General features: G+C 51.5%; 1 protein-coding gene. It reads right to left on the bottom strand.

The annotated features are described in order from the left end of the window. A partial coding sequence (locus tag BN338_RS10225) for a hypothetical protein (protein ID WP_039762171.1) occupies window positions 1-264 on the bottom strand: 264 nt, incomplete at both ends.

The raw sequence follows: 264 nt of genomic DNA, 5'->3' as shown, positions 1-264 counted from the left end.
GCCCTCCAATCTGCGCATTGCGGTCTTTCGCGGTTGCACCTTCTTCAAGATTCATTGCCTTGAGGATGGCGTTCTTTCCATACTTCTTCTTGATGGCAAGCGTGGCGGCTTGTATCTTCCGCTCACGCTCCAAAGCGGCATCTTCGGCTTTCTGTTTTTCCTCTTCGGCGGCATAGTCGGTAAAGAGGTCGAGCTGGACTGCACCGTCGTTTTTCTTCGGTACATCAGCTTCCGGCAGGACATGATTTGCAACAACATACATAC

The organism is Bartonella queenslandensis AUST/NH15 (assembly GCF_000312585.1).
Taxonomy (GTDB): Bacteria; Pseudomonadota; Alphaproteobacteria; order Rhizobiales; family Rhizobiaceae; genus Bartonella; species Bartonella queenslandensis_A.
This window is presented reverse-complemented; position numbering and strand designations above follow the sequence as displayed.